Genomic DNA, 21,343 nt, shown 5'->3' with positions numbered 1-21,343 from the left:
CAATTTTTATATAATATAGGTATATCTTGTAATATGGAATCAAAACTGGCGTATGCGTTTTCATTCCTGCGCAACGAATATTTTATGTGCTTTTTTGATCCTCTCCCGGTTCGGTGCGGCTCCCCAGGTCTCGGGAGCCACATCGATGGGGACTATCAACTGCTTCTCAGCATTGGTGCTATCATCTTCTCAATCCGGAATCACTCGGTGCATGACAGTTGCAACGCCTTCGCCTCAATATGTTGCAACAAGCGCAAGTACGACTGTTCAAAAGTTTTTAGACCTGATGTTAGAAGTTCCTGAGCGATGCACTCAGTATCAATTCCAATTGCACGCAACTCTTCAAGAATAGAGTGGGCTTGTGAAAGATTCTGGGTTACTGTCGAAGGTTCATAGTAGTCTTGTTCCATGGACAGATGCAAAATGCTCGGTGGCATGGTATTGACTGTTCCTTCTCCAACGAGAGGACGGACATACATGAGATAGGGATAGGCAGGATTTTTAGGTCCAGTGGATGCCCAAAGGATCCGTTGCATTCCTTCTTGATCACCCGAAAGAAAGGTGGAATGAAACATCGCATAGGCTACTTTCGCGTTGGCCAAGGCAGCCTTGCCCAACAAAGAGTGGTCCAAATTGCGCCGACTGACTGCTTTATCCACTGCGTCGTCCAATCGGCTCAAGAAGAAGCTGGCCACGGAAGCCACAGGGGCTGAAAGACCTTCTGCCCGGCGATCGGCCAGAGCGGTTACATACGCATCCATAACTTTTCGATACTGCTGGATTCCAAAGATCAAAGTGACGTTGACAGGAATTCCTCGGTAAATGAGTGTTCGTGTAGCTCGAATCCCTTCATCAGTTGCAGGCACTTTGATCATGACATTCGGCCGGTTGACTAGATCCCACAGACGCAGCGCGTCCTCCACCGTGGCCGTCTCGTCGTAAGCCAGCAGCGGACTCACCTCGACGCTGACGAACCCGTCCTGACCCTCAGTACGCTCGAATACAGGGCGAAGAATATCGGCCGCGTCCCGAATATCATGGACAACGAGCTCATCGTACAGTTCGTCTCGTCCTTTTCCTGCTAGGACACCTTCCAATAGGGCTGTGTTATACACTGTCGATTGTGTGATGGCACGCTCAAAGATGCTTGGATTTGACGTAACCCCGGAGACACCCAAGTCCACAAGCTGTTTCAATTGTCCAGATGCTATCATTCCTCTTTCAATGTTGTCCAACCAAACGCTTTGCCCGAGCTCCCGAAGGCGATGTAATCCCTTCATGAAGTCCGCACTCCTTCACAGACACAGTTTTCATTCACGTTAGACGGTTTGTTTGACGACATACCAGGAGTTTCAATATGTTTTAGGATAAAATCGTACATAGCCTTGAGAACCAAGTACGCCGAGGCTGCACCGGGATCAACCACCCCCGCAGAACGCTCGCCTAAAAATTTTGAACGTCCAACCTTGGCAACAAGGTCTTTCGTAGACTCCATGCCAGCACGCGCGGCCTCCAGAGCCCGTGTCAAAGACTCCGGCAATGGTCGCGACGCAACACTCTGCGAAAGTGTCTCGAGACAGGGAAGAAGCGTATCCATCAAGGTTTTATCGCCAATTTTCGCCTTGCCGCGTTCTTGCATGCCTTCCACGGCTAGTCGAAACATTTCCAAGCAGTCGTCGCTAGACAACTCGTGTTTCCCCATGACATACTTTCCTGCGCGCAGAAACGCAGTCCCATACAACGGTCCAATGGATGCGCCGACTGCCTGGATGAACCTCTTGGAACAATTGATGAGATACGTGCCGCAATCCATGGTCTCGTCGACGGGCACATCTCTCACCGCGGCCCAACCAATATCCATACTGACACCGTGATCGCCGTCACCGACCGCACCGTCAAGCTGGCATAACGCCTCGCGGTTGCGCTGGACTTCCTCTGACACACGTCGAAATAGACTCGAGAGACTTGTCACATTCGCCATCCGGCTGCCCTCCACATTGTCTAGAAGTGTGCACAAGCCATGTCGCTATGGACATCAATCAGATGCTTGAGCTCGTCATCGAGTTTTAACACGGTCAATGAGCAACCAGCCATCTCTTGGGAAGTGATGTACTCGCCGAGAAAAGATTTGTAAACCCTGACTCGCCGTTTCTGCAGTTCCTTCACGACATCTGCATACACGATGTAGAGTTCAAGTAAAGACGTGGCGCCCAGGCCATTGAGCATGACCGCTACCTCAGCCCCACTGTAATCGAAATCGTCACAAATCATCGTCACGAGTTGCCGGGCTACTTCACGAGCGGATACCATTTTTGTCCTCTGAATACCCGGCTCTCCATGAACCCCCATACCTAACTCCATCTCATCGTCAGCAAGTTCAAAGTTTGGCTTTCCCGTCTGTGGAAGCGATCCGGGATGTAGACCAACACCCACCGAACGTATCCACTGATTCGCTTTTTCTGTCGTTTGGTAAACCTCATCCAATGTCGCGCCCTGTTTGGCTTTGACCCCGGCAACCTTGTAAATCAAGATCTCGCCAGCGATACCACGCCGTTCTTCTTCGTGCCCCCGAGGAGCGGACGCTACATCATCATGGACGACAATTTCCCGAAGCTGATGTCCTTCCATTTCCGCCAATTCAACAGCCATCGAGAAATTCATGCAATCGCCAGAATAATTTCCATATATTAGCAAGACGCCTTGACCTTGATCCGTCTCCTTAATAGCCGCCAAAACTGGGTAAGGGGACGGTGATGCGAAGATATTGCCCACCGCAACGCCATCTACACCCCCGTCACCCAGGTAACCGATGAAAGCTGGCTCGTGACCAGAACCTCCCCCAATAACAATTCCCACCTTGTCCGGATGCAGATTTCGCCTCACGATGGCTCTTGGATCTAACTCACTTTGCCGTGCCACATCGCTGTGCGCGAGGAGAAAGCCCGCAAGCATATCCTCAACAACTCGATCCGGATGATTGATGAGCTTTTTGGTCAATCCCGTTGTCCTCCCACTCGACATCTTCATATTCGGAAATCTTATCCAGCTTTCTAGTAGAGTTTCCACCTTGAAACTCACTGTTCAGCCAGGCCTCCAAAATCACCTTCGCCAATTCTGGCCCTACGACGCGCGAACCCATCGTGAGAATCTGGGCATTGTTGCTTTTGCGTGAGCGCTCTGCTGAATACGTGTCATGACAGATGGCGGCACGAACGCCACGTACTTTGTTCGCCGTTATGGCAACACCAATACCTGTGCCACAGATCAACACGGCTCGTTCAAATTGTTGAGCCTGTACTGCCTTCGCCACGCGGTACGCCACGTCAGGATAGTCAACCGGGGCTTCCGAGTGGCAGCCAAAGTCGACAAACTCGTATCCCAAGGAAGTCAGGTGGCTTTTCAAGATTTCCTTTAAGTGAAACCCCGCATCATCCGATCCAATCGCAATAGCCACAGCCTCTTCCTCCTAACAAAGGTAAATCTATTTTTGTAGGTACGTTGTCTCAAGGCAGCGTATAGCCGCCGTCGATCGGGATTGTCGCACCGGTCACATAGGACGAAGCCTCGGAAGCCAACCAAACCGCCAGCCCACCCAGTTCGCGAGGTAGTCCAAGCCGTCTCATCGGAATCTGTTCCAATAGATGGTGATACACGCCCCCTGGCTCAAAATCGGGTCCGGTCATATCCGTCTTCATGTATCCCGGAGCTATCGCATTCACACGAATTCCGTATTCCGCCCACTCCATTGCACAGGATTTTGTCAGCATGATGACGGCTGCTTTCGAAGTATTGTAGGCTGCCTGTTCCATCGGCACGTTGACAATCATCCCGGACATCGAAGCCATGTTAATAATTGATCCGCTTACACCGTGCGTGATCATCGAACGGGCCGAATGTTTAGAAACCAGAAAAACTCCTGTCAGATTAATGCTCATTAACCGATTCCAGCGCTCCAGAGACATATCTTCGATACCTACACGGTCCACGATGCCAGCATTGTTTACAACAACATCCAGAGCCCCGAACATCTCCTCACACTGGCGAATCGCGTGCTGGACTTCAGACTCATTCGTGACATCCATTCTAAGACCGAGAGCTTTCACGCCCATCGACGCGATTTCGCTGGCCGCTTCTTCTACCAGCTTTGCATCGACGTCTGCGAGGACGATGCGGCTTCCCATTTGCGCCAGGGCGGTGGCAATTTCCTTGCCGAGACCTCTGGCGCCCCCAGTGATGAGAGCTGTTTTTCCATCCAGACTGAACATCTCTTTGTAATTAAAGCAGGTAGACACTTCGATGACCTCCCATATGCAAAGAAGGTGGTCTATATTTAAGGAATCAAAATGACTTTTAAGGAATTTATTCCGCTTTTCATGAGTTCGAATCCTTCCTGGAAGCGTTCAAGGGGAAGTTGATGAGTAACGACACCCGCCGTTGGCAATTTGCCCGATGCAATACCATCAATCACGAGTGGATAACAGTATGGTCCGAGGTGCGAACCCAGAACATCCAATTCTTTGCGGTCGCTGATGATGCTCCAATCGACACTTACAGCGTCTTTGAACACACTGAACTCAACAAACCTGCCAAGCTTCCGAATGGCCTGCAATCCCTGCACGACACTGCCTGTGGCTCCACTGGCTTCGATGTAGACATCGCACCCGTAGCCATCCGTCATTTCTTTAATTCGGCTGACCACATCTTCTTCTCTTGGATTCATGACGACATCCGCACCAAACCGCTTGGCGAGCTCCAGCCGCTCGGGCCGCAAATCCAAAACCACGAGCTTTCCTGGTCCCCGCATTTTTGCCGCTCCAACCATGCCGAGGCCGAGGGTGCCAGCTCCAGAGATCACCACGAAATCGCCCAACTGGATATTCGCCCGATTGACGGCATGCATTGAACAGGCATAGGGCTCAATGAGAATTGCCTGTTCCAGAGGGAGGTCATGCGGCACTTTGTGGTTGATGCTCTCGATGGGGAATTTCATATACTCAGCCATAGCACCGTTCACATTGTTTTGGAAACCGTATACATCGTGTTTCTCACACATCCAATACTCTCCACGTTGACAAAATCGGCACTTCCAGCATGGCACAATCTGTTCTGAAATGACCCGGTCACCAAGCTGAAAATCCCCCTTGACACCCGTACCCATTTCTACAATGACGCCAACAAATTCGTGCCCCGGTATCATGGGGGCCTTAATATACTGCGGCTGACCATCACCTCCCCAGAAACTCGGGGCTCCCTGCCATGCTTTCACATCGCCAGCACAAATTCCGCAGGCTTCGACCCTGATGACGATTTCACCGTCTCCAGCTCTTGGAACATTGACTGTTTCCAACCGATAGTCTCCTGGTGCATAACAGACCACGGCCTTCATCTTTTCTGGAGGTTGCGTATGCATTGGTTCCCCTCCCAACTCATCCTTCTCACATGTTTTCGGTTGGATTCGTTTTTTCTGGATCACGACAATTGAAAACGTATAAATCCGCAACGAATCCACCCATTTATCTTTCGTTTGTTTTCATTTTTATTCAAAACATTTCTTTTGTCAATAGCTAACGAAAGAAAAAGTGTTATGGGTATGACCTCGAACTGGGGTTCAAACCGCAGTGTAATCGGGTACAATAGAGCGTATATGAAAACTTGCGTAGGAGACCAATCGACCATGAAGGAATTATATACAGAAGAACGACGCTCACTGATACTCAGAGCCCTGCGAGCGAACTCTCGTGTGTCTGTTTCCGAACTCGCGAAACACTTTCAGGTTTCTGAGGCAACAATCCGATCGGATCTACGTCGATTAGAAGAAAAAAATTTGTTGCTCAGAACACGTGGTGGAGCCATTGCCAATGAGGACAGCGACCTAAGCTTTGCAAACCGGGCCACGCAGCATATTGAGGAGAAGCAAGCCATTGCCGAGAAAGCCCTGCAGTTCATCCAGAACCATGACAGCATCTTGCTGGATGCAAGTTCCACGTGCCTTGAACTCGCCAAACTACTGCGTAAATCTGAATTGGTTTTAACAGTCGTGACAAACGGCATTTATACAGCACAGGCGCTGGTAGACAATCAGAACATCCGAACCATTCTTATAGGCGGTGTCCTGAGAAACCAAAACAGTCTTGAAGGCACCCTTGGTGCAGAATTGTTGGACAAGGTTTATGCCAGCAAGTTCTTCTTTTCCGCGAGAGCTGCATCGCCTGAAGGTGAGCTTATGGATTTTGACCTTCAAGAGGTAGAATTAAAAAGGGTTATGTTTGAGCGAAGCGAAGATAGATTCTGTCTGCTGGATTCGTCCAAAATCGGCAAGCATTCGGTGGCCTCGTTTGGAAGCCTATATCATACAAAGGTTCTTATCAGTGAAGCGGATCTGGCGCTCCAATACCAGGAAAGCATCCCTACGTTGGAGGTCGCACTTGCCGAAAAACGATAGCGTCGCTTTCAACCATGTAAAGGAGGTGGTCCCACATGCGCACCATTGAACATGTATCCCTCATCGGGCTTGGCGCCATTGGCTCTGCGTATGCGGCCAAACTGCATGCCATGGACAATCAATGCCTGCAAGTACTGGCGGACGCCTCCCGCATTGAGCGCTATCGTCGTCAAGGTGTCTTTGTCAACGGAACACGCTACGACTTCAACTATGTCACCCCTGACACGCCCGTCGATCCGCCCGATTTGGTATTGGTCGCGGTCAAGTACGACGGCCTCGAGGACGCCATGGAGAGCCTCCGCGGCCACATTGGCCCCAACACCATCATTCTGTCTCTGATGAACGGCATTTCCAGCGAAGAGATGCTCGGTGAGGCTTTTGGGATGCACCGGGTTTTATACGGCATGTGTGTCGAAATTGACGCGTTGCGGACAGACACGTCGGTGACCTACAGCACGTTCGGCAGGGTGTGTTTTGGAGAGAAGACAAACAAGGTGATCTCGCCTAAAGTCGAAGCCGTGCGGTCGCTGTTCGAACGTGCGGGAATTCCGTACGAGATTCCGGAAGACATGCAGCGCACGATGTGGTGGAAGTTCATGATTAACGTCGGGATCAATCAGACCTCCGCGGTTTTGCGGGCGCCGTATGGGGTGTTCCAACAACAGAAAGACGCCCGCGACGTGATGCACGCCGCGATGCGAGAGGTGGTGGCGCTGTCGAAGAAGGTGGGTGTAAACCTGACAGAAGAGGACATTGAGCGGTTTCATCCGGTGCTGAACGCCCTCTCCCCGGACGGAAAGACCTCCATGCTGCAAGATATTGAGGCCGGGCGCACCACGGAGGTCGAGTATCTGGCCGGGGCAGTTTGCAAGCTGGGACGCGCGCACAATGTTCCAACGCCGATAAACGATATGCTGCTCAAGATGATTCGCGTACTGCAGAATGGGCATGCATAACTCGGACGTCTCTGCACGGGGATGGCAGGTCATCCCCACTTAGCTCCCCATCGCTTCATTTCCCACAGCACGCCATGGAAGTCATTTCCCTTCTCGGTTAGAGTATATTCCACCTTTACAGGCACGGTCGGATAGACCCGCCGTTCCAGAATGCCTTGGGATTCAAGATGACGCAGGGTATCGGTCAGAGCCTTGGGACTCACACCGGGCAGCGCCCGTTGCAACTCACTGAACCGCTTCGTGCCCGTATACAACTCCTTGAGCACAAGAAACGACCACTTCCCGCCAATGATCGTCAGTGCCTTCTCAATGGAACAGGGGATCGAGTCCGTGTTGCTGGGGCTGGGATTCGTACTCTGCATCCTGTATCCTCCAAATCAAAGTTAGTTACTATCAATGATTATAGTTTATATATGGATGATAACAATATCAATTGGAGGTGATTTCTTCATCTTTGAAACCACAACCGTTATAATTTCATTGGTTGCATCACCCCATCATTCCCTACAGGACAGGAGGACTGCAACATGGAATACCGCCGTCTTGGCAAAAGCGGTGTCAAGGTCTCGGAAATTGCGCTCGGCAGCTGGCTGACATACGGCACCGTGACGGAGCAGGAAAAGGCCATCGCCTGTGTGAAAGAGGCGTATGAGCAGGGAATAAACCACTTCGACTGCGCCAATATGTACGGCGCCACCCCGCATGCGGCAGAAAAGGTGTTGGCGCAGGCGCTCAAACCCTACGCCCGCGACAGCTACATTTTGACGACCAAGGCCTTTTGGCCGGTAGGTTCCGGCGTCAACGACAGGGGGCTGAGCCGCAAGCACATTTTCTCCCAGGTGGAGCAGAGCCTCAAGGCGCTGGAAACCGATTATGTGGATATCTTTTATTGCCACCGGTTCGATCCGGAGACAGATCTGGAGGAAACGCTGCGCGCCCTCGATGATCTGGTCCGGCAGGGGAAGGTTCTCTACATCGGCTTCAGTGAGTGGCCGGTGGAGCGCATCGCGGAAGCCGTCCAGCTGCAGAAGGAGTTGGGGCTGCACAAGTTTGTCGTCAGCCAACCGGAGTACAGCATGTTCAATCGGAAGATTGAGCACGCGGTGATTCCTGTCTGTGACAGTGCCGGAATTGGGCAGGTCGTTTGGTCCCCGCTCGCCCAGGGCGTGTTGACAGGCAAATACCGCAAAGGCAGTGCATTGCCCAGCGACTCCCGGGCCAATACGGAAGCTGTCAACCGTTCCATGCAAAAGTACCTCACTGACGCCTACCTGGACAAGGTGGAACAATTAATCGGCATTGCCAATGAGGCCGGCTGCTCCTTGGCCCAGTTAGCCCTCGCTTGGGTGTTGCGTGTGCCGGGTGTGAGCTCAGCTTTGATTGGGGCTTCACGGCCGGAACAGGTGACAGAGAACGTCAAGGCCTCCGGTCTCAAACTGAGCGACGATATCCTAAAAAAAATTGATGCGGTTTTGGCCAACTAACCTTTCCCGTTTCGCCACCGTATGGTGCGCCTTTGATGGCGCACCGTACGCCGCGGCTGCGATGGCTCGGTCCCCTGTAGGTCTCGTCACCTATAAGTGCCGACTCGGCGACTTTCAGGATATATTTTCTTTACCTCGCCGTTGGCGATACCAAAATTTTCGCGTGCGATTTATCGGCGAGCAAGGTATTGAACCCTTCGTCAACAATATCCTCCAACGCAATCTTTTTGGTAATCAGGGCTTTAGCGTTGATATGGCCACTCTCCATGAGCGCCAGAACCTCGGGATAATTCCGGCAATAAGCCGCGGACGAGACAATCCTCCGCTCATCCAGAACAAGCGAATTGGGGTCAAAAGCCACGTGCTTTTCCCACAGACTGACGATGACCATCTCCCCGTGAGGTTTTAAACACTCAAGAGCGCCTCGAAATGAGGCTTCCGAACCGGCCGCCTCGAAACTCACGTCCACTCCTTGGCCTGACGTCGCATCACGTATGACCTCGACAGCACTTTGGTTCATAGGATTGACCACCTGCGTAGCCCCGACTTCGAGAGCCTTCGCTAAACGCTCTTCCGACAGGTCAATCGCAATGATGGGATGAGCCCCTGCCGCGCGGGCGACTTGAATGATCAACAGACCAATCGGTCCCACACCAAATACAGCACATGAACAGCCTAGGCGAAGATCACTGCACTGAACGGCGTGCAGAGCCACGGCCGTCGGTTCGACGATGGCCCCTTCTTCAAAGGAGACGCCCGCGGGCAATTTGTAGACCAAATCCGAGCGGACAGTGATGTACTCGGCAAACCCGCCTCCCCCGCCGGTAATTCCAATAAAACCTCGTTTGCAACATAGGTTGTACCGCCCCATTTTGCATTGCGGACATCTGCCACACGACAGAATCGGCTCGACAGTTACTCTATTACCAACCTGAATATCCTGCACCCCGTCCCCAACTTCTACCACCGTGCCGGAAAACTCATGTCCCAGGATGACAGGCGCCACTTCACCTGTCAGAGGATGTGGAGTGTGAACGGGAATGGTGATTGGACCTGTCACAAACTCGTGCAGGTCACTCCCGCAAATGCCACACCACTCAATTTTGATCTTCACCCTCCCGGTTTCGACCACAGGCTCATCTGTATCCATGATACGAACATCGCGTAAACCAAACCACATTGCCGCTTTCACGTGGCTTCACCTCCCGGCAGAACATAATCCATCCACGTTATCTCTGCCCCGACTGCGGATTGGGCTCTCGTTCGATACGCATCAGCTGGGCTGGAGTGTTTCGGGCGGCAACAGCCCGGCGCCTGCCGCAATTAAGGCGAATACCGCCGACATGACGAGCGGAGCCACCAATCCGAAATGGGTCGCAAAGAAACGAGCCTCCCCGCGCGAAAATAGGGTGCAAGAGCCCTTTCCTCTCGGGGAGGCGAGCACGAGAATGCTTTGGGTCAGAAGCTGGGCTACAAAAACAGCCTTTCATTGATTGGGAGATTGTGTTCTTCGCAGTAACTTAAATAATGATCGATAAACCAAAACACATCGACCGTCTCGATGATCCTGTCGTTCTCATCCAGGAATTCCAAGGCGCCGTTTAGTTGAAAGATGGTCTTCATGCCACTTTCGGAGACCAGCGTATGACAACGTCCAGGACTCTCACGTACATAATCCCCAGGATGTGCCACCCAGTCATATTCGAGATAGCGCCAACTTCCCTCCAATGTATATCCGTTGACCGGACCGCGATGCCGATGGCGGCCAAGCTTTCCGCCAGCGGCTACCCAGAGGACATTGGTTGCCGAATTATTGCGAACATCGAAGGTCAGATGTCGTATCCAAACATTCTCGACGAAAGGAACCCAGGGCGACGCTTCCTCCGAAGCATGGATGTAACCCTCCGAGAGTGCAAATTGATCACGCCGTTTGTCCAGCCTTTTCTCGACCAGCACGTAGTTCTCCAGTTCCAGTTGCATCTCGCTTCCCCCTTTGTGAATATGTAAGGCCGTATGCCCTGTCTTTGAAAGCGGAATCATAGAGGACTGTAACGAGGTGTAAATCAAAGTATGCCAAGGTACTTCAAAGACCTCTATACCCCGAAGTATATGCATGATTACATCTGATGGGTATAATTAAAATTATCAAAATACAATTGCCTGTTCTTGAAGAGTTGTTGATCATAGTCATGAAACAAAGGAGAATTCTTTCACCAAAATGGATAGAGGGTATCCGTGATGTTGAAGAACATCCCTGTGAAAGAACTGATGCTGTTCGATGCCGACTCGCGCAAGATTTATCTGAACGACAAGCGCGTGATTCTCATGGAAGCCGACTCGCTCGGGGCACTGCGCAGAGACCTGATAGCCGCTTTGGGCATGGACCGAGCCAAGGCGTTTTTGCTTCGCCATGGTTGGAATCATGGAACCAACTCAGCGCGAACGTTTAAATCCTTTCTACCGATGGGCAAGGATGCAGACTGGTTGTACGCGGGTCCACAGATTCATGAAATGACGGGAAACGTGCGCGTTGAGGTATCGACACTTCACTTCAATCCACAGACCAAAGCGTATTACTCCGAAGGATTTTGGCATCACTCGTACGAGGCCGAGCAGCACATCAAACATTTCGGGGTTCATCATGAGCCTGTGTGTTTCACGCTTGTCAGTTTTGCCGGCGGGTACGTCAGCGAACACCTCGGAAGACGCGTCATATTCAAGGAAATCGAGTGCGTCGGTAAAGGGGACCCACACTGCCACTGGATTGCCAAGCCTGTCGAAGATTGGGGAGACGATATCGAAAGGGAGTTAACCTACTACAGTGAAGAGCATCTGGCCATAGATTTGGACAAAGCCTACGTGTGCATGGAACGCCAGAAAGAAATTCTGCACCAGGCCCTAGCCATTTATCAGGAACTTTCTCAGGCATTGCTTCAACAACAGCAGATACAAAGTGTCATGTCGGTTCTTGGGCGGCACCTGAGTGTCAGCGTCGCCTATGAAGACACCTCTTTCCGCCTCATGGAGTCGTACGGCACCTATCGAGAACACAGACTGTCTGATTTTTTTCAAAGCAATGCGAGCCGCCGCGCACAATGGATGCGTCTTCGCCGCGATAAGCAGACCATCCGTCTGACCGTTCCACGGGAGGTGGGCTGGGCCCACGAACGGCTGATGGCCCCCATCGTGATACTCGACGAAGTCGCCGGATATCTCTCGCTGATCAAGGAAACAGGGGACTTCGACGAGACGGAACGATTGTGTTTGAAGCAAGCGGCCACCATCTGCACCATCTCGATTATGAATGAACGTGCCGCTGCTAGGACAGAGCAACGTATGAAGACGCAATTGATGGATGAACTCCTTATCCACTCAGGCAACCCAGAAAGTTGGACACACCGGTTAAGAGCATGGGGTTATGCCCCCGACCGTCCGCACCGGATATATCTCATGGACATCCGCGATCCGGTCGACGAAGCCAAGGATGGGCCGATAGATTGGTTACGCAACGGACAGCTATCCTCTGAACAACAGCAGCAGATGATTGAAATGGCACTGCCTGCGGTGGAGCAATACGTCGCATCCCCGCTGATCTCCGCTTATCGGGACAACCTCATTCTGCTTGTGCCTTCTGACCGACTTGAACAGATGTCCATGACCGCCGTCACATTCGGCCAAATCCTGGCTCGGGATCTGAGCGAACAGTGTCCTGGGCGCCAGGTGTGCATCGGCATCAGCTCCCCACAACACCACGTCACCGATTACAGACGCGGCTACCATGAAGCGTGCAGGGCACTGGCCATGGCCCGCGCACGGACACCGCAGCCCGCCGTTGTCTCCTTTGAAGATCTGAGCCTCCTGGCCAGGCTCACCCAGGATGGAGACACGGAAGAATTGCGACACTTTGCATTCTCCGTGTTGGGCAAGTTGGTGCAATATGACGCACGCCACCGGGCTGAACTCCTCAAGACCCTGGGCTGCTTTTTCGCACACAAGGGGAATGTGCTGGCAACGGCCCGGGAGATGAACCTGTCCGCCGGTTCCATCAAATACCGCCTGCGAAGGATTGAAGAAATCTGTCATGTTCAACTCAGCGAGGCGCACGACTTCTACAACACATACCAGGCCTTGCAGGCTCTGCTATTCCTTGGAGACATACAATGGTGACCCGAAGGTCTGCCCAACCCCCGGTGCCCCGGGTGTCGGCTAAGAGACACCCCCGGATTTGGGCAGACCCCGACATCAAGCCTGCTTTCTTTTTCTTTCACACCGTCGGACCAATCCGATACAGCGCAAAGTCGTCCAACCCCAGCTCCTCAGCGACAGACGGCCTGCCCTCGACAATCTCCTGCATCCGCTCCAGGGCACGATCCACGTCCTGCCCGTGCCCCAGCAGGCCGTCAAAGTCGTCCTGAAACTTTTCGTGCACCACGTCCTCCATCGCAAACCGGATCAGGGGGACGAGCGGATTGCCGAAGGCGTGCGGCTGGCGCGCGAAGTGGATGATGAAGTGCACCCCAGCCGCGGCCAGGCCCGTGGCCGTCTCCAACAGGTGCGATCCGCTCTTCATCACGCTGATGGGCACGGTGGCCAACTCCCCGTGATCAATGTGAGCAAAAACGTCACTCGAACCGCCCGCAATCGGTCCATCATCGGGTACGACCATGCGCAGGCCACGGCCCAACAAAGACTGCACGAACAACTGGACCGGTTCGGGCGCCGGTTCCTGGTTGGAACCATCATAGAGCAAGCCCACCGTCAGTTGGCTCCACTCGACCTCTACCGCGGCCACCGAGACGGTCATGGCCGCCTCCTGCTCTTGCACCCACGCCTCCACCTTGGCTTGAGCCGACAGGGTGCCGCCGCTGCCCTGTATCATTACCAACTCTATCGGGCGGATCGTCCGCGATTTCGCGGCTTGAAACAAATCGGTCGTGCGGATGCCTTCACAGCCAAGTCCGACAAACAGACTGGCAAACACGTTCGGGTTTATCGCCAGGTTCGAAAAGATGCGCTGCGTCTGCACAAGGTCCGCGCCGATCTGTGCACACCCGTGCTGGTGCTCAATATATTTGCACTGTGGATTGCGCCGAGCCACGTCAATCGCCACCTGATTGGCGCAGACCACGGCCGGGAGGATGAACAAATGATTGCGGACGGCTATGCTGCCGTCGTCCCGTTGCATCACCCTGACTCCTCTCATGCTTTTCCCTCCCGCACCTCGTCCGCGAGGCGCTGCAAATCTCCGCGGCCGCGCAAACTCTCCAGGTTGTGCACATGCACGTGCTCGCCAGCACGAATCGGCTTGGTCGCCCGGCCAATCACCTGACCATACTTGTGCACCTTCTCCCCCGCGGCGATTTCACGCACGGAGAACTTATGCCCAAATGGGATGTCCTGCAAGAGCCGCAACTGTACGCCCAGGTCCACGTCCACAATGTGCTCTCCGGCCGGCATAGGTACCAGGGCGGTCGCCACATCGTCCAACCGGTTCTGAACAATCCACCGCTTCCCTGTCCTCACCCCGGTTCACCTCCAAACTTTCCCCTACAGGCTTTGCCCGACACGGTAGATGCCAAATTCCCGATGCCCCAACCGCTCCGCCTTGGTTTGCTTCCCATTCAGCACATCCAGCATGAGGGCGAACAGACGCCTGCCCGTCTCCTCCACCGTGGCCTCTCCGTCAATGATGTCCCCGGCATTGAAATCGATGTTGTCGCGCATGTTGCGGAACGTAAACGAGTTGGTTGCCACCTTGATGCACGGCGCGATGGGCGATCCGGTCGGGGTCCCGCGCCCGGTGGTGAAAATGACGATCTGGGCGCCCCCCGCAACCATGCCGGTGATCTGCTCGATATCGTGGCCCGGGGTGTCCATGATGACCAACCCTTTCTCCGTCGGCCGCTCTGCGTATTCGACGACTTCGCGAATCGGCGTTGTCCCGCCTTTGTAGATGCAGCCGAGGCTTTTCTCCTCAATCGTGGTAATGCCTCCGTCCATGTTGCCCGGCGACGGTTGCGCGCCGCGGATGTCCACCCCCATCTTCATGGCGTTCTCCTCCACCCGGCGGACGATGTGCAGGATGCGCTGACCGACTTCCGGCGTCGCAGCGCGATCCGCCAGCAAATGCTCAGCGCCAATCAACTCGGTGGTCTCGGCCAAAATCGACGTACCGCCCTGTTCCACGAGCAAGTCGCTGACCACTCCCAGCGCCGGGTTCCCCGAGATGCCGGAACAGGCGTCCGAGCCTCCACATTCGGTCCCCAAGATAATGGAAGAGAGTGGGACCTCAACCCGTTCCACAGCGGCTCGCTCCTCCGTCCATCTGCGGACGATGCGCACTCCCTCACGGACCGCGCCGCGCACCCCGCCGACCGTTTCCAAGGCTATCAGTTCCGCCTGTTTTCCGGCCCTTCGCGCCTGTTCGACAAGCCCTTTGAGATCATGCGGTTCATTCCCCCAGGCCAGGAGAAGCACCGCATACACATTCGGGTGCGTGGCAAACCCTTCGTAGACGCGCCGCGTCTGCACGAGATCGGCGCCGGACTGGTTCAGACCGTGTTGATTGCGAAACGTGACAGCTTCCGGGACAGCCCGTGTGATGTGCTCCGCGATCGCGTTCACCTCATAGGACACCGGCAGCACCAGCACGTGGTTGCGCACGCCAACGCGCCCGTCCCGGCGTCGGTACCCGAGAACCTGCATGCCTGTCACCTCCCCGGTCGTTATGCCGATTTCCCGCCGGTTACACCGCCGTCCACGACCAATCCGCTGCCGAGCACGTACCTCGATTCGTCGGAGGCAAGATAGACGGCGGCGTAGGCCACGTCCTCCGGTGTACCCAGTTCCCCGCCCAGCTGGCGACGCTTCAGGCTTTCGATAGCGGCGGCCGGATCGGTATAGGAACGCTTGAGATAGTCTTCGACAAACGGGGTGTAGATGGTACCCGGCAAGATGGCGTTCACACGAATACCGTATGGCGCATAGTCGACCTGCATCGACTTGGTCATCGCCAGCATCGCTCCTTTCGTCGCCGCGTAGGCTGCGCGTTGCGCCAGTCCGATTTCGGCGATGCACGAGGACATGTTGATGATGGCCCCGGACCGTTGCCGCATCATGACAGGCAGCACCGCTTTCGAAACTAGGTACGGCCCAGTCACGTTGACGGCCAGCACCCGATCCCAGAGTTCCCGCGATACGTTGTGCAACTCTCCGACCGCGCTCACCCCGGCGTTGTTGAACAGGACATCAATGCGCCCGTGCCGGCCGAGCACGTCGTCCACCCAGCTCTGCACCGAGTCCTCGTCGGTCACATCGACCCGGGTGAAATCGGCACGTCCACCCTGTTCGACAATGGCCGCCGCGGTTTCCCGCCCGCTTTGCTCGTCCACATCCCCAATCTCGACGATGGCCCCTTCTTCGGCAAATTTTCGTGCCGACGCCGCGCCAATCCCTTTGCCCCCGCCAGTGATGAGACAAACCTTGTCCAGCAATCGTTCTCCAGCCATCTCAGTCACCCTTTCGCCCTCACGTTCAGTCTGCGGCACCGATGCCGCGTCACCACGGATTTGCTGCCCCTACTGCCTCACGTTCACACTTCCACCATCGCCTTGATGACGCCGGTCTCGGGCTTGGTCCAAACATCAAACCGGTCCACGACTTCGTCCAATCCGGCCCGGTGGGTGATGAAGGAGGATACCTCAATCTGGCCGCCGGCGATAGCTTCCATAACCTGACGAAAGTCCTCCCGTGTCGAATTGCGGGAGGCCAGAAGCGTCGCCTCTCGTTTGTGGAACTCCGGATCGGCCAGGGGGATGTTGTCCCGGACGAGCCCCACGTAGACCAGCCGGCCACCATGGGCGACGTAGCCCAGTGCTGACGCCATGGATTGCATGTTGCCCGTGGCGTCGAACACAGCTGTCGGGTTTTCCCCGTTGGTCAGCTCCAAAATGCGGGCCTTTGTATCGGGGCCGAGGCTCACAGAGTGATCCACGGCCGCCCACCGCTGGCTGAACGCCAACCGGGATGGGTTGACGTCGACCACGGTAACCGTGGCTCCAGCGAGTTTCGCGAACGTCATGACCCCAAGCCCAATCGGGCCTGCCCCGAGGACCAACACGTGCTCACCCGAACGAACCCGGGCCCGCCGTACCGCGTGCGCTCCGATGGCCAGGCACTCGACCACAGCCAGTTGATCCAGGCTGAGCGATCCACCTTTCACCAGGTACTGGGCGGGCACCGTAATGTACTCCTGCATGCCGCCGTCTACATGCACCCCAAACGTGTTCAGCTGCGTGCAGCAATTTGGTTTGCCCGCCCGGCAGGCCGCACAGTGGCCGCAGTACAAATAGGGGAGAATAGTGACTGGTTCCCCTGGCTCCCAATCACCGTCTCCGTTGACCTTCCCCCGGACAACTCATGACCAAACACACGTGGATAAGTGAAGAACGGTTGACGACCTCTGTAGGCATGGATGTCCGTTCCACAAACCCCGACGCGTCGAATGCGGACCAGGGCTTCTCCTGCACGCGGCTTGGGAAAGTCGGTTTCTTCCATTCGCAGTACGCCCGGTTCTGAACAGACGATGCGTTTCATGCAATTCACATCCGTTTCGGAAGAGATAGCTCTCCGGCAGGCCAGCGTCAACCAACTTCTTACAACCATGTCGTGAGAGTCATCATGTATGACAAGGACACATTCCCCCATCTCAATGCGCCTTTATGTAACCGGTTTCACGCTTGTGTGCTGGATTCCAAAGCCTCCATATGGAGATGGGGACGAATCGGTTCCACTTTCCCGAGCCAAAACAGGTAGGTGAGCGCACCCAAAAGCGTCATGGCACCGGAGAGTGTGAGCGCGGGTACAAACGACTTCGCACTCGCGACTATCGCCCCGGTCACTATCGGCCCCAATATTCCTGCAATGTTGGAAGCACAGTTTTGAATCCCGCCGACCGTTGACGTCATGTTGACCGGTGCCACATCACCGGGCAAGGACCAAATAGCGCAGGCCGCAAATTCCAGGCCAGCATACGAGACGGCTAACAAGACCACGGCCCACGCTGCGGAATGCACCAGTCCCGCCAAAGCAATGGCCGTAGCAATAACCATGCCGCCAACCAGGTGAATTTTTCGGACGACCGTCAGGGAAAATCCCTTTTTGTACAGCGTATCCATCGTCCAACCAGCGACGAGTTCGGCCACCAGCCCTGCGAGCGGCGGAATCATCGCCACAAAGCCCATCGTCATCATTTTCATGCCGCGGTCGTGAACCAAGTAATCGGGGAACCAGGTAATGAAAAAGTAAATGGCGTAGTTGAGAGTGAAGAAACCAACACACATCGCCCATATATTCCGGTAGCGAAACAGTTCGTACCACTTGAGCGGAGCCCTGTCGTTCATCCCTTCTTGTTTCAGCTGGCCCGCGCGAATGTACATCCGTTCCGCTTGATTGGCGTACCGGTGTTTTTCGGGATCCCGGTAGTACCAGAGCCATACGGCCACCCACAGCAGTCCTATCAGCCCAGAGACGACAAACGGGACTTGCCAGCCGAATCGGGACATCAATAGGACAATTATAGGCATGGCCACTGCCGTTCCTACTTTGGAACCGCTGTCAAAGAGGCCAGAGACTCTCGCCCGTTCGTGATCGGGAAACCACTTGGCGGTCACGCCTGCGTTGCTGGGGTATGCCCCCGCTTCGCCTAGACCCAACAACAGCCGGATGCCGACAAGGGAACCAAATCCCCGCACAGCCGCCATTAAGGCTGTCATTATGGACCACCATCCAACCGCGAAGGCTAAACTGATTCGGTGGCCCATCCTATCCGCAAACCATCCTGATGGAATTTGAAAGAAAGCATAGGTCCAGAAGAAGGAGGACATGACAATCCCCATGTCGACTGAATTAATGTGGAGCTGTTGCTGAATCACGGGTGCAGCGGCGGACAAGTTGCTCCGGTCAATATAGTTGATCGCGATAGCCGCCCACATGAGAAAGGCAATAAACCAACGGGTCTTCGTTCTTGGTCCATGCGGTGTCAGTGCTGATCTCATGACTACCTCCCCCAACCGGCTGAGCAACGAGCCTAAGAAAGAAATCATGTGCTTACAGGCGCATTCGCCGCTTGCGGACGGCGATGCCAAATTTTCACGCCCGGCCGCCTCCACCGTCCGCGCGCGCCATTCGACAATGGGCTCACCCCCACCCCGGTATCCCGTCCTCACGGGTCAGTTTGAGAAACAGTCAGCGAGGCGGTACCGGAAACAATTCGATGCTGGCGATTTTCACCCGCTTCACCCCCGCTCTCTGCTTGGTTCTCCACAGCCTCCTCCCACACCTCCAGCGGCACCACGCCATGCGCCGCGTCCGTGCAGTGCGTCAGCCGGTTGGCTGCCGCAATGCGCCGGCGCCTCGCCAGCATGCGCCGCTTGCGCGCCTCGGCCAACTGCGTCCGGTTGGCTTGCCAGCCATCCGCCGCCGGCCGCACTCGGCCATGCCGCAGCGCCGTGTCGTCGAGCAAATCGATGCGCTTTTTCCGGAACGCCAGTTGCACGACGTCCCCTGTCTGCAAATAGAGAATGCCTCCGTCCGACAGCGCCTCTGGCGTCACGTGACCAATCGCCGCCCCGTAGGTGACCCCCGAGTAACGGCCGTCACTGAGCAGAACCGACAGTTTCTGCAGCGCGCGGTTGGCGTTGATGTGCTGCATCGGCGTGAACATCTCCGGCATCCCGTACGCTTCCGGCCCCTGCCCGGCGATGACCACCGCCACCTTGAGCAGACGACGCTCAATCATCTCGCGAAACAGGGCGTCGTAGTCGTCCGTCGGCAGCTCCGAGCCACCGTTGTGCCGATACAGCTGGCGAAGGACGGCCGGATCGACCATGCGGTCGGCGCGCCAGCGCTCCGCCAGCCGCGTGTCCAGCAGGTGCTGGTTGGCCTCCTCCTCATCCTGAAAATAGACGACCACCGCCAGCTTGTCGTCGAACTCATCCAGTTGCGCGGTGGGCATGCCGCTGATCTTGACGACCGCGCTCGTGAAGAAGTTGCTTCGGAGCACGTCCACGCCGCTGAACGGCCGCCTCGGCGTCGAAAGAATGATGGGATTGTCCGGGACGTTGGATGCGGCCAACCCTCTTTTGTCCTGCAGGCGTTCGCGCCAGGTGGCGCCCGTGATGGTGGGCGCGTCGAGGTCCATCGGAACTCCGTGTTCCACCAACTCGTGGATGAGCGTCTCCATACCGCGCGAATACCCGGCCCCGCACTGTAGCGCCAGGGCGTAGATGTCCCGCCCCTGCGTCAGGCTGTAGTCGAACAAGTCGGGGATGGGGTGCTCCTGACACACCCGCTCCACGTCGTACAGGCTGTACGGTTGTCCCGCATAGACCATCGCGGCGACGATGTGCATCATCAAGTTGGTCGATCCGCCCGCCGCACTGTGAATCTTGATGGCGTTGCGGATGTTGGCCCGGATGAGCTGGGACACGCTGAACTGCGGTTTGTTGATGATCGCAAGCAGCGCCGAGACGCATTCGTCTACTTGCTCCCGGGTCGGGGGCACGGTCAACAGCTCCACCGCTGGGTGCACCAGCCCTAGTCCGGCCATCGCGTCGCGGGAGCTGTTTCCCGTCCCGTGAAAGGCGCAGATGCCGCCCGCTGGGTCACAGGTGTTGACCGCCAACACCTGCTCGTAGAGCTTGTGCTGCGCGTGCGTGATGACCCCCTCTTTCACCGCCCGGGTGAGCACCCCTTGAAAGGCGGTGTTGGAAGAACATTGCAGGATGTACGCCATGGCGTCCCGCAAGTCGTAAGCGATGTTGGACAGGCCCATCGTTTCCGCGCGCTCTGCCACAGCCTCCAGTTCCGCCCGCAGCTTCTCCGGAATCGTTCCGCCCTTCAGCACGTGCACCGGGGCAAACGTCGCCATCACAGGCGCCTCGCCGCGACGACGGCGAATCACGTCCAGGTGGGCCAATCCGCACAGCACGCCAAAGGGCTGTTTGTCACAGCTTTGAATCACGAACGCCCCGTGGTACGACTGCGCCTCCAGGTGATTGACGACCATCGCGGCGATGGCCTGACGGCCCTGCAGGGAGTAGCTCATGCCCATCGTGTTCTGGGCAGTGCCATCGCACAGGACCGGAATGGCGGCGTAGAACGGAACCGCACCATGAGTCCACAGGGAGAGTGCGGATCGGGCAACGGTCCAGAGGTCCATCACGTGCGCTGGGTGGTCCCAAGATCCGCCGATGATGGCGATGCGCGGCGCATTTTCCTCCAGCCGCGTGTAGATCTCGTCCAGTGTCCAGGTAACCGGAATGTCCGCCACCTCAGCGCCCAGAATCATGCGCGCCTTGTCCAGCAACCCGGCCACCGTGATCGGCTCGTTGGCCTTGCCCTGAACGTTCCATGTGTAGGGATTCACTGGGTTGTCTATGGTCAACCGTGTCACTTGATTC

Annotated in this window: 20 protein-coding genes and 2 pseudogenes; 4 read left to right on the top strand and 18 right to left on the bottom strand. The window is 55.6% G+C overall.

What is annotated here, in order from left to right; all coding sequences use genetic code 11:
- Positions 1–200 precede the first annotated feature (200 nt).
- The 6 genes from tal to AK2_RS08355 form a co-directional block, all read right to left on the bottom strand.
- On the bottom strand, positions 201–1,280 hold the full coding sequence (tal, locus tag AK2_RS08380) for a transaldolase (RefSeq protein ID WP_067933296.1): 1,080 nt from the start codon (positions 1,278–1,280) through the stop codon (positions 201–203).
- Positions 1,277–1,981 (bottom strand): dihydroxyacetone kinase subunit DhaL, encoded by a 705-nt coding sequence (gene dhaL, locus AK2_RS08375; RefSeq protein WP_067933295.1) that lies wholly within the window; start codon positions 1,979–1,981, stop codon positions 1,277–1,279. The genes tal and dhaL overlap by 4 nt, the downstream gene beginning before the upstream one ends.
- A gap of 20 nt (positions 1,982–2,001) precedes the next feature.
- The gene (locus AK2_RS08370) at positions 2,002–2,997 is read right to left on the bottom strand and encodes a dihydroxyacetone kinase subunit DhaK (protein ID WP_245632831.1); all 996 of its coding nucleotides are present in this window, start codon (positions 2,995–2,997) and stop codon (positions 2,002–2,004) included.
- Complete coding sequence (rpiB, locus tag AK2_RS08365; RefSeq protein ID WP_067933294.1) at positions 2,957–3,454, bottom strand: ribose 5-phosphate isomerase B; 498 nt, start codon at positions 3,452–3,454, stop codon at positions 2,957–2,959. The genes AK2_RS08370 and rpiB overlap by 41 nt, the downstream gene beginning before the upstream one ends.
- Before the next feature lie 49 nt (positions 3,455–3,503).
- The gene (locus AK2_RS08360; protein ID WP_067933383.1) at positions 3,504–4,265 is read right to left on the bottom strand and encodes an SDR family NAD(P)-dependent oxidoreductase; all 762 of its coding nucleotides are present in this window, start codon (positions 4,263–4,265) and stop codon (positions 3,504–3,506) included.
- 65 nt (positions 4,266–4,330) lie between these two features.
- Entirely contained in the window at positions 4,331–5,410 is a 1,080-nt protein-coding gene (locus AK2_RS08355; protein WP_067933293.1) for an MDR/zinc-dependent alcohol dehydrogenase-like family protein, read from the bottom strand.
- A gap of 264 nt (positions 5,411–5,674) precedes the next feature.
- Here AK2_RS08355 and AK2_RS08350 point away from each other — a divergent pair, with 264 nt between their 5' ends.
- On the top strand, positions 5,675–6,442 hold the full coding sequence (locus tag AK2_RS08350) for a DeoR/GlpR family DNA-binding transcription regulator (RefSeq protein WP_067933292.1): 768 nt from the start codon (positions 5,675–5,677) through the stop codon (positions 6,440–6,442).
- 35 nt (positions 6,443–6,477) lie between these two features.
- Positions 6,478–7,398 (top strand): ketopantoate reductase family protein, encoded by a 921-nt coding sequence (locus AK2_RS08345; protein ID WP_067933289.1) that lies wholly within the window; start codon positions 6,478–6,480, stop codon positions 7,396–7,398.
- Between the two features lie 29 nt (positions 7,399–7,427).
- Here the strand turns inward: AK2_RS08345 and AK2_RS08340 are convergent, their stop codons facing one another.
- Complete coding sequence (locus tag AK2_RS08340) at positions 7,428–7,760, bottom strand: winged helix-turn-helix transcriptional regulator (protein WP_067933287.1); 333 nt, start codon at positions 7,758–7,760, stop codon at positions 7,428–7,430.
- Between the two features lie 165 nt (positions 7,761–7,925).
- On the opposite strand from AK2_RS08340, the gene AK2_RS08335 reads away from it, so the two are divergent.
- Entirely contained in the window at positions 7,926–8,882 is a 957-nt protein-coding gene (locus AK2_RS08335; protein WP_067933285.1) for an aldo/keto reductase family protein, read from the top strand.
- Between the two features lie 130 nt (positions 8,883–9,012).
- On the opposite strand, the gene AK2_RS08330 is transcribed toward AK2_RS08335, so the two are convergent.
- Both AK2_RS08330 and AK2_RS08325 read right to left on the bottom strand, forming a co-directional pair.
- Entirely contained in the window at positions 9,013–10,074 is a 1,062-nt protein-coding gene (locus tag AK2_RS08330) for a 2,3-butanediol dehydrogenase (RefSeq protein WP_067933277.1), read from the bottom strand.
- A gap of 278 nt (positions 10,075–10,352) precedes the next feature.
- Positions 10,353–10,862 carry a 2,4'-dihydroxyacetophenone dioxygenase family protein gene (locus AK2_RS08325; RefSeq protein ID WP_067933275.1) on the bottom strand — a complete coding sequence of 170 codons (510 nt, stop codon included), beginning with the start codon at positions 10,860–10,862 and terminating at the stop codon, positions 10,353–10,355.
- A gap of 258 nt (positions 10,863–11,120) precedes the next feature.
- Here AK2_RS08325 and AK2_RS08320 point away from each other — a divergent pair, with 258 nt between their 5' ends.
- Positions 11,121–13,049: a XylR N-terminal domain-containing protein gene (locus AK2_RS08320; protein WP_067933273.1), complete on the top strand. Its 1,929-nt coding sequence runs from the start codon at positions 11,121–11,123 to the stop codon at positions 13,047–13,049.
- 97 nt (positions 13,050–13,146) lie between these two features.
- Here AK2_RS08320 and AK2_RS08315 read toward each other — a convergent pair whose 3' ends face one another.
- The 9 genes and pseudogenes from AK2_RS08315 to AK2_RS08285 form a co-directional block, all read right to left on the bottom strand.
- Positions 13,147–14,085 (bottom strand): UxaA family hydrolase, encoded by a 939-nt coding sequence (locus AK2_RS08315; RefSeq protein ID WP_083520991.1) that lies wholly within the window; start codon positions 14,083–14,085, stop codon positions 13,147–13,149.
- Positions 14,082–14,405 (bottom strand): UxaA family hydrolase, encoded by a 324-nt coding sequence (locus tag AK2_RS08310; protein ID WP_245632830.1) that lies wholly within the window; start codon positions 14,403–14,405, stop codon positions 14,082–14,084. Before AK2_RS08310 ends, AK2_RS08315 begins: the two co-directional genes overlap by 4 nt.
- A 24-nt stretch (positions 14,406–14,429) precedes the next feature.
- Positions 14,430–15,587 (bottom strand): UxaA family hydrolase, encoded by a 1,158-nt coding sequence (locus AK2_RS08305; protein WP_067933269.1) that lies wholly within the window; start codon positions 15,585–15,587, stop codon positions 14,430–14,432.
- A gap of 20 nt (positions 15,588–15,607) precedes the next feature.
- Entirely contained in the window at positions 15,608–16,390 is a 783-nt protein-coding gene (locus AK2_RS08300) for an SDR family NAD(P)-dependent oxidoreductase (RefSeq protein WP_067933266.1), read from the bottom strand.
- An 83-nt stretch (positions 16,391–16,473) separates the two neighbouring features.
- Positions 16,474–17,121 (bottom strand): zinc-binding dehydrogenase, encoded by a 648-nt coding sequence (locus AK2_RS17780; protein ID WP_369406129.1) that lies wholly within the window; start codon positions 17,119–17,121, stop codon positions 16,474–16,476.
- 36 nt (positions 17,122–17,157) lie between these two features.
- Positions 17,158–17,229, bottom strand: a pseudogene (locus AK2_RS17775) (hypothetical protein); the annotation flags it as partial.
- A gap of 116 nt (positions 17,230–17,345) precedes the next feature.
- Positions 17,346–17,438, bottom strand: a pseudogene (locus AK2_RS17770) (hypothetical protein); the annotation flags it as partial.
- Positions 17,439–17,614: 176 nt separating this feature from the next.
- On the bottom strand, positions 17,615–18,937 hold the full coding sequence (locus AK2_RS08290) for an MFS transporter (protein ID WP_067933264.1): 1,323 nt from the start codon (positions 18,935–18,937) through the stop codon (positions 17,615–17,617).
- A 167-nt stretch (positions 18,938–19,104) separates the two neighbouring features.
- Positions 19,105–21,336, bottom strand: a complete 2,232-nt coding sequence (locus tag AK2_RS08285; protein ID WP_245632829.1) for a dihydroxy-acid dehydratase domain-containing protein — start codon at positions 21,334–21,336, stop codon at positions 19,105–19,107.
- Between the last annotated feature and the right edge of the window lie 7 nt (positions 21,337–21,343).

This window comes from Alicyclobacillus kakegawensis NBRC 103104 (assembly GCF_001552655.1).
Lineage (GTDB): Bacteria > Bacillota > Bacilli > Alicyclobacillales > Alicyclobacillaceae > Alicyclobacillus_G > Alicyclobacillus_G kakegawensis.
Note: the sequence above shows the minus strand (reverse complement) of the source record. Positions and strands in the feature narration are given on the sequence as shown.

Coding starts and splice junctions, on each gene's coding strand:
- AK2_RS08320 (WP_067933273.1), top strand. CDS start 11,121: ATGTTGAAGAACATCCCTGTGAAAGAACTGATGCTGTTCGATGCCGAC.
- AK2_RS08335 (WP_067933285.1), top strand. CDS start 7,926: ATGGAATACCGCCGTCTTGGCAAAAGCGGTGTCAAGGTCTCGGAAATT.
- AK2_RS08315 (WP_083520991.1), bottom strand. CDS start 14,085: ATGAGAGGAGTCAGGGTGATGCAACGGGACGACGGCAGCATAGCCGTC.
- AK2_RS08345 (WP_067933289.1), top strand. CDS start 6,478: ATGCGCACCATTGAACATGTATCCCTCATCGGGCTTGGCGCCATTGGC.
- AK2_RS08325 (WP_067933275.1), bottom strand. CDS start 10,862: ATGCAACTGGAACTGGAGAACTACGTGCTGGTCGAGAAAAGGCTGGAC.
- AK2_RS08355 (WP_067933293.1), bottom strand. CDS start 5,410: ATGCATACGCAACCTCCAGAAAAGATGAAGGCCGTGGTCTGTTATGCA.
- AK2_RS08290 (WP_067933264.1), bottom strand. CDS start 18,937: ATGAGATCAGCACTGACACCGCATGGACCAAGAACGAAGACCCGTTGG.
- dhaL (WP_067933295.1), bottom strand. CDS start 1,981: ATGGCGAATGTGACAAGTCTCTCGAGTCTATTTCGACGTGTGTCAGAG.
- AK2_RS08340 (WP_067933287.1), bottom strand. CDS start 7,760: ATGCAGAGTACGAATCCCAGCCCCAGCAACACGGACTCGATCCCCTGT.
- AK2_RS08360 (WP_067933383.1), bottom strand. CDS start 4,265: ATGTTCAGTCTGGATGGAAAAACAGCTCTCATCACTGGGGGCGCCAGA.
- tal (WP_067933296.1), bottom strand. CDS start 1,280: ATGAAGGGATTACATCGCCTTCGGGAGCTCGGGCAAAGCGTTTGGTTG.
- AK2_RS08300 (WP_067933266.1), bottom strand. CDS start 16,390: ATGGCTGGAGAACGATTGCTGGACAAGGTTTGTCTCATCACTGGCGGG.
- AK2_RS08305 (WP_067933269.1), bottom strand. CDS start 15,587: ATGCAGGTTCTCGGGTACCGACGCCGGGACGGGCGCGTTGGCGTGCGC.
- AK2_RS08350 (WP_067933292.1), top strand. CDS start 5,675: ATGAAGGAATTATATACAGAAGAACGACGCTCACTGATACTCAGAGCC.